The organism is Desulfotomaculum sp., assembly GCA_003513005.1.
Lineage (GTDB): Bacteria > Bacillota > Desulfotomaculia > Desulfotomaculales > Nap2-2B > 46-80.
The window spans coordinates 1-7,619 of sequence record DOTD01000065.1 but is presented as its reverse complement, the minus strand read 5'-3'; the positions used below and the strand labels follow the sequence as shown (position 1 = coordinate 7,619).

The following is a 7,619-nucleotide window of genomic DNA, read 5'->3' as shown; positions in this document are numbered from 1 at the left end:
TGTTTGTCTTTACGGTCCTTATCAAGAAAATTTAGAAGGCGGGGTTTTTTATGCAATTATCCAGAATGGAGGAACAGCAAATGCAAATTGAAAAACAGGCTTTAAACAAGATCGCGTATTCACCTAGTGATGTTATGCGAATAACAGGACTGGGAAGAAACACAGTCTACGAACTCTTAGCGGCACAGAAGCTTTATGCAAAACGCGTCGGTAGAAGGTGGTTAATCCCTAAAGGCGAACTCGAACGCTGGTTGAATGAGCAATAGGATTAGACCCCGTTTGCGGCTGCGGAGGAGTTTCTCCGGAGACAAAACGGGGGAATAAAACAAACACCCCGGCAGTTATCGGGGAAGCGAGGTGAATAAGATGATTTTTCCCGATGAACGCTCTAGTAGCGTGAAGGGTGAAAAGAGGGGGTATTATTATTGTCTCCACAGGTAAAAGCCCGGCGGCGGGCAAACCGTAAACTAGGGAAAAAAGAACTTGACCGAAAGAACGCTTACGACAAAACTGACTTGACACCGTATAACGCAATCAGGCATATAAGAGGTAAAGAAATAGTTTATAAGTAAAACCGCACAATAAAGCGGTTTTTTTGTTGTAACAAGGTAAAACCCTGGCGGCTGCCAGGGAGCGAGGTGACACGATTGTTTTACAATAGTATACCATGCAACGAGCACGACGACCAGGTACTTCAGGCGGCATACGAATATTTACAGCGAGACTGGAAGATTGTTCCCATACCGAAGGGAAGCAAAGCCCCTATAATACCAGGCTGGCAAAATATACGGCTGATAGAAGAAGAATTACCGGGATACTTCCCACAGGGCCAAAACGTCGGGGTATTGCAGGGGGAACCGTCCGGCGGCTTGACAGACTTTGACCTTGATAGCCTCGAAGCGGTAGACCTGGCTGAATGGTTCCTCCCTCCCACTGGTGCAAGGTTTGGCCGGCCCGGTAAACCGTTGTCACACTGGCTTTATGTAACTGATATAAAGACACGGAAATTTGAAACCAAGGCTGACGGCATGATTTTAGAGACAAGATCAACAGGCTGTCAGACTGTATTTCCGCCAAGTACACATCCGAGCGGTGAACTAATAAGCTGGCACGATGCAGGGGAGCCTGCACAGGTGGAAGCAGTGGAATTAAAGACATCAGCCTGCCGGCTGGCTGCAGCGGCGTTGCTGGCCCGACACTGGTCCGCTGAAGGTAGCAGACAAAACGTAGCCCTGGCCCTGTCGGGCGCACTACTGCGGGCCGGTTGGAGCGTAAACGATGCAAAATATTTCATTAAAGCAGTGGCCCATGCTGCCGGCGATGAGGAAGCGGATAAACGTGCTGACACTGTCGACAATACAGCCAGAAACCAAGACACAGGCAAGACAACAGGATGGCGCTCATTAGGTGAATTAATAGGCGCGGATGTAGTTTCAAAGGCCCGTGAGTGGCTGGGAATTTTAGATTTTGCTGACTACGAATGGCCGGACCCGGAGCCGATTCAAAACAAACTATTGCCGGTTGACCAGCTGCCCTCCGGGATTATTCCGGAGCCCTTTCGGCCCTGGTTAGAAGATGTCGCTTACCGGATGCAGTGTCCCGTCGATTTTGTGGCGGTGGGTGCAATAGTGGCTGCCGGCGCAATTATAGGCGCTGGGTGTGGTATTCGGCCCAAGCAAAAAGACGACTGGCCGGTTGTCCCCAATCTTTGGGGCGGCATTATTGCCAGACCATCAATGATGAAAACCCCGGCGCTCAAAGAAGTAATGAACCCGATTGACCGGCTGGAGATTGAAGCCAAAAAAGAGCACGAAGAGTTAATGGGGTTTCATAATGCTGATGTCGAGGAATTTAAAGCAAAAAAGAAGGCGTTAGTAAGCGAGATGGAGCAAGCAGCAAAAGGAAAGCATAAAAAGAGTGAAACACCTTCTAACATGGATGATGTGAAGGCACGTTATGCGGCGCTGGAAGAGCCGAAACCTCCTACCCGGCAGCGGTACCGAACCAATGATTCAACGATTGAGAAATTGGCTGAGCTGTTAAACGAGAACCCGCGCGGTTTACTTCTCTTCCGTGACGAACTTGTGGGGTTGCTGGTTTCTTGGGACCGTGAAGACCGACAAACGGATCGGGCGTTTTATCTTGAAGCCTGGAACGGGCAGGGAGCGTTTACCACAGACCGTATTGGCCGGGGTACGATTGATACTCAGAACCTATGTATATCAATTTTAGGGGGTATTCAACCTTCAAAACTAACCGGGTATCTATACCAGGCAAACGATGACCTCAAGAACGACGGGCTACTGCAGCGGTTTCAATTACTAGTATACCCAGACGAGCCGGCGAACTGGAGCCTGATCGATGAATATCCGGACATTGAGGCAAAGAACAGGGCTTATGAAATATTCAAGCGGTTATCTGAAATAAACTTTCTGGAGTACGGGGCAGAAATCTCAATAGGTGAAAAAATTTCTTATTACCACTTTTCACCCGAAGCGCAGGAGATATTTAATGATTGGTTGACTGAACTGCAGACAAAACTGCAGACTGAGGAAAGCCCGCTTATAGTGGAGCATTTAAGCAAGTATAGAAGCCTGATGCCATCCCTGGCGCTAATCTTCCATTTGATCAATATTGCTGATGGACAAGCAGGCGGCCCTGTGTCCTCCCTGGCGGGGGGGCAGGCAGCGGCATGGTGTGACATTTAGAAGGCCATGCCCGGCGTATATATGGGCTGGTTGCCGATGTTTCAACCAGGGCGGCGGCAGAACTGGCTCAGAAGATCAAAAAGGGCACACTGCAGGGGAGTTTTACACTAAGAGACGTCTATAAAAATCACTGGCAGCTTTTAGATAAAAAAGAACTGGTACAAGAAGCTTGCATTGAGCTTATAGAAGCGGGCTGGCTGCGGGAAGAAGTTATGAAGGATGGAAAAACCAGAAGTGTATATCATATTAATCCAAAATATTTCCTGTGAATGCCTAGTATAGGAGGTGCCAAAGGTGTCAATGTACCATAAACTACCAGACTGATACCTTTGACACTTCCTTACCTGCGCGTTTGAGGAAAAAATTTTATTTGAGATGTTTTTCATGGGCAGATGGCTGGACGCATTTAAAGAAAAAAATATTCCTGAAACTAACCAACTGATCGACATTGGCGGCGCTGTCAGACCAATGAAAAAACAAGAACCCATCCAGCCGGCGGGAGAAATGCAGGTAATGGGCAATATAGTCCGGCTGTACCGGATGCGGCCCGCTTGCCAGGTTACCGGCTATTGCCTGGGCTTGACGCAGGAAACTGACTGCAGCCTTTACTGTGTAAGGCCAGGCTGGTGCAGGGAGCGGATATAACCCGCTTTAGCGGGATAACATAGCGGCCCGCCTCTATCACCACCCCGGAGGTGGGCATAACTTAAAACGAGGTGAACAGAGTTGGAAGGACAAGCTTATATAGTAATACCGAGAACCCCGAAGGCAGTTGCGGCATTACTTTATAGAGGAAATAATTGTTATGAAATATCAGATTGTAGTACGTTGATAATTTTGGCGTCTTTATTGCTTATTCAATGTGTATCTCTTCAAGCGTCCATTTTTTATCGTCAGTATATTTTACAATGCAATCATAATTCGATTTTATCATTGCTCCGAAACTGTTTTGCGAATCAACATAGGCAAATATTTGATAACGGGTATCTCCTATATAGTTGACCTTCACTGAACTATCAGAGAACAAAGGAAATCTCGCACTACTAGGTGATTTTAACCTATCGGAAATAAAGTCCTGTGAAACAACATAAGCGGTCAAGCTGTCATGTTCTGGTGCAGGTGGTTTAGTGAATTGTGTACCAATCATGCCTATGCCTAAGAAAATAAAACATGCAATAATCCATGGAAAACTATTTTTTTTCGGAAATATTGAATTAATGCACCAATAAATGCTACTGGAGCGATAAAAAAAAATAAAATTAAAGTTCCACTGTCCAAAATTATTACCTCGCTTTTAAAAAAAATTTTATCTTATTTCATTAATCGTTTCAAGAAAATTATGGACGGTGACACAAATGGCAGAAAAACGTCTTTTTGTCATTCTTGGCGCGCGCATTACAGATTTTGAATCCAAAATGAGGCAGGGTAGTAAGTCTTTAAAGGATATGGAAAAGGCATTCAAGCGGGCATGGGCAGCAAGGAAGCGAAGCAAGGAGCAAAGCAGAACCTGAACTTTCTGAACCACATAAAAAAGGGGACGAAAAAAATAACAGGACCGCCCTCCTGTCTCCGGGATCCCTTGGCTGACCACAGGACCGGTAAGCATACCTGGAATGAGCACAAACCGAAAAAACCGAAACCGGCAGAGCTTTTTAGAAACATATCAAAACGGGCTGAATATTGAAAAGTTTACCCTTATTTCAACAAAAAAAGCGGCAGTAAATGGCACATATACGGAGTATTGAAAGCAGGGTAAAATGTCAATTAAGTCAGTAATAGCAAGGCTTACAAGGCAGGAAGTTGTTATTATGACTGCCAGAATTGAAGAATCAATTTAACTCCATGAAACTTTTATTTTCTAAGTGACACCCCCCGGAGGGTGAAAAATAACGAAGGAAGACGGGTACCGGAGCATGGGCCTTCAAGATTGCACGAACCCTACGCGCGTAAAGGGTGTAGCTACACAGACCAGGGGGTAAGCACATCCTGAAAATACGTTCGTTTCAGGACCGCTGGCAGAGCAAAACGCAAATTTTCGGGAAAATGAGTAAAGAGGGTTATCGGTGGAAAAGAAAAACGAAAAACCGCTGAGGAACTCGAAAAGATGTGTGATACAGCCGATTTGATGGCAGCTTATGAGGCTATAGACACGAATGTTTTACTGACAGAGTTTGAAGAAAAACGGCAGATTTACTGGCTGAAATTGATGATGAGGCATAGGGGACAGGTCAAATCCCAAATGTCGTTCATGCCGGGACCGGTTGGGCAGTATGGAAACATTCTGTATGAATCTGGGGGTTTATGAAAAATACTTATTTTTACTTATCAGAAAACCAGAAAAAACACTTGGGGCGCTTCACTTCAGGACATTTTTGGGTGTTTAGTCCATAAAAAAGGGGGTTTCAATAATATTTACACCCCTTTAGTGGGAATTGCTTAAACAGCTTACCAAACATCCTGCCAGCAGTTTTTCCGGTTGGGTCCTTCCGGACGGGTACCCAGATTGCGGTCCTAGCGAGCCCGCCGGCCGGCTTAATTTGGATTAGTAATATATGGTAACTGGGTAACAGGATATGTGTGAACTTTAATCCATAAAAAGGGTGTCGATACTACCTACACCCTTGGCGTTCCGAGGCGTATAAATACTGCTGACACCCTTTTAATCATGGGGGGACAGGTTATTCCGTCACCGTTTTGCCGAAAAATATTTTCACAGTCGCTTGGCAGGTGATTTCTGGTAAGGTTTTCGGCTAAAGTCAGGGATTTCTAACTGCCTATATACTGAGCAGTCATTAAAAGGTCAAGGATGTTGACCATTTCGTCCTTATTGACATCTGCTTTTTGCGCTACGGTCCAAATCGGATCCGTTGGTTTACTGCCGATATATTGTGCCATATTAAGCAAGTCAAGGATATTTACACTGCCGTCAGTATTCATATCGCCGAATTTATCTTCGCTTGTTGTAAAACTATACAATATTTCTTCATTGCCTATACAGTTTAAATCACTTATTGCAGCATCGTCAATATCGAGGATGTATTTGGTAAAAATATCAAGATTGTTAGATGGGTTTATAAAAAGAGTACTGCCATTAATACTTAAATCTATATTAATATTATCATAAGTATCAAAATTATATATTTCTACTTTAGAATTTCCAATCATTATAGGTTTGTCAAAAGATAGAGTTAGTGTAGTATTTATCGGAATATTAATTGACCACTCGGGAACATTCGTAGATACAAGATAGGGGGCTTCACCACTGCATAATTCACAACCACATGTAGTAAAACTATAAAACAATTCTTCGTTTCCAACGCAGTTGAGATCGCTTATTGCCTCATCCTCTATAACAAGCATATATTTAGTATATGGTTGAAGGTTATCTGTAGGATTTATATATAAAGTATTATTGGTAATGGTGGTACTAATCTGAACATCTTCAAAAGTATCCCAATCATATATTTGGATTTTATCATTGCCTTTTATTATCGTTTTGTTAAAAGTGAAAGAAAATGTTGTGTCTATTGGTACGTTTATTGACCATTCAGGCACATTCATAGAAAGTAATTCTGGCGGTGAACCAATACAATCTGGGCAACCGCAAGTGCAAAAACTATAATATATACTTTCATTGCCAAAACCATCTAAGCTACTAATAGCAGCGTCATCTAGATCTAACATATATTTTGAATAGCTACTAAAGTTATTTACCGGATCAATGAATAATGTATTTCCATCAATATGTGTGTCTATTTGTATGTCATCGAATGTATCCCAATCATATATTTGGATTTTTTTATTACCAAACTTAATTGGTTTATCAAAAGTCAGGGATATGGTGATATTGGTAGGAATATTTATAGACCATTTCGGTACGTTTGTAGAAACCAAAACTGGTGCGGAGCCATCCGCATTATTTATGACGATACCCTCATGAGCCGCATTTCTGATAAAGGGGATCTTTCTTAAATAATAACTTTTTAAGTTTTCAATATCTTTCTTAGCCTGTTCATTATTGGTTTTTTTAGATTCTAGCGAGTTAATAATGACGGCAATTTTTAATTGGTCATTATCATTATATGTTGCTGCTTGTAAAGAACTGACCAGGGTTAAAAATAGCATAAGCACAAGCAAAAGCATAATCAGTATTTTACGCACAAAACATCCCCTCTTTTCTTCATGGGGTTGCATCCTTTGTACTTCATTCTTCGACATATTAAGTGATAATCCTTGACAAATATTTCGACAATATCCGACAGGCATGTAATACCCCCACGTGACCGGAGTTTAATTCCGCTCATTAGGGGAAATCAAAGGTGACACAGCCTTATTTATGCTGATGGTTAGTCCATAAAAAAAGAGAGTGAAATTATTCCCCCTATTTATCGGGGATATACTCGAACAGATCCCCAGGTTGGCAATTAAAATACTGGCATAGCTTTTCTATAATTTGAAGTGATATTTTTTCCCCACGTCCCATTTTTGCAATAGTTGACGGGGATAAACCTAAGGCTTTTCTTAACTGTTCCTTTGTCATTCCTTTATCAATTAGCTTCTTCCATAAGGGATTATATGAAAACGACACTTGATCACCCTCTTGCTATTTCTATATATTATAAAACTATTTCTATAATAATGTAAAGATATTATTCATAAAACTATTGACAGTATACTACACAGTATTATAGAATATCTATAATAACATATAGATAAGGAGGTTTTATCGATGAAAAAGAAAGCTATTAATCGCAAAGTTTATGTCAAAGCAATGGCAGAGTTAATCCATGAGTATTGGAACGGTTACAGTAACAGTGATTTTCACTACCTCATTGAAGACCTGTACCGCACACCGAAGGGTAACTTCTTCCTCCTGGGGCGCGGCGGGGCAATGAGCAAATTACCTGTTTG

General features: G+C 42.5%; 8 protein-coding genes. 6 read left to right on the top strand and 2 right to left on the bottom strand.

Going from position 1 to position 7,619, the window contains the following annotated elements; genetic code table 11:
• Nucleotides 1-50 precede the first annotated feature (50 nt).
• The 5 genes from DEH07_07910 to DEH07_07890 all read left to right on the top strand — a co-directional run bounded on the left by DEH07_07910 (nt 51) and on the right by DEH07_07890 (nt 5,013).
• On the top strand, nt 51-266 hold the full coding sequence (locus tag DEH07_07910) for a DNA-binding protein (GenBank protein ID HBY04443.1): 216 nt from the start codon (nt 51-53) through the stop codon (nt 264-266).
• Between the two features lie 372 nt (nt 267-638).
• Nucleotides 639-2,708, top strand: coding sequence for a hypothetical protein (locus DEH07_07905; GenBank protein ID HBY04442.1), 2,070 nt, complete (start codon nt 639-641; stop codon nt 2,706-2,708).
• Nucleotides 2,709-3,083: 375 nt separating this feature from the next.
• On the top strand, nt 3,084-3,353 hold the full coding sequence (locus DEH07_07900) for a hypothetical protein (GenBank protein HBY04441.1): 270 nt from the start codon (nt 3,084-3,086) through the stop codon (nt 3,351-3,353).
• 823 nt (nt 3,354-4,176) lie between these two features.
• The gene (locus DEH07_07895; protein HBY04440.1) at nt 4,177-4,392 is read left to right on the top strand and encodes a hypothetical protein; all 216 of its coding nucleotides are present in this window, start codon (nt 4,177-4,179) and stop codon (nt 4,390-4,392) included.
• 420 nt (nt 4,393-4,812) lie between these two features.
• Entirely contained in the window at nt 4,813-5,013 is a 201-nt protein-coding gene (locus DEH07_07890) for a hypothetical protein (GenBank protein HBY04439.1), read from the top strand.
• A gap of 461 nt (nt 5,014-5,474) precedes the next feature.
• On the opposite strand, the gene DEH07_07885 is transcribed toward DEH07_07890, so the two are convergent.
• Together DEH07_07885 and DEH07_07880 are read right to left on the bottom strand one after the other, a co-directional pair.
• A complete protein-coding gene (locus DEH07_07885; protein HBY04438.1) occupies nt 5,475-6,974 on the bottom strand; it encodes a hypothetical protein in 1,500 nt (499 codons plus the stop codon).
• Between the two features lie 115 nt (nt 6,975-7,089).
• Nucleotides 7,090-7,296 carry an XRE family transcriptional regulator gene (locus DEH07_07880; protein ID HBY04437.1) on the bottom strand — a complete coding sequence of 69 codons (207 nt, stop codon included), beginning with the start codon at nt 7,294-7,296 and terminating at the stop codon, nt 7,090-7,092.
• A gap of 141 nt (nt 7,297-7,437) precedes the next feature.
• Here DEH07_07880 and DEH07_07875 point away from each other — a divergent pair.
• On the top strand, nt 7,438-7,619 hold a 182-nt coding region (locus DEH07_07875; protein ID HBY04436.1), incomplete at its 3' end, for a hypothetical protein.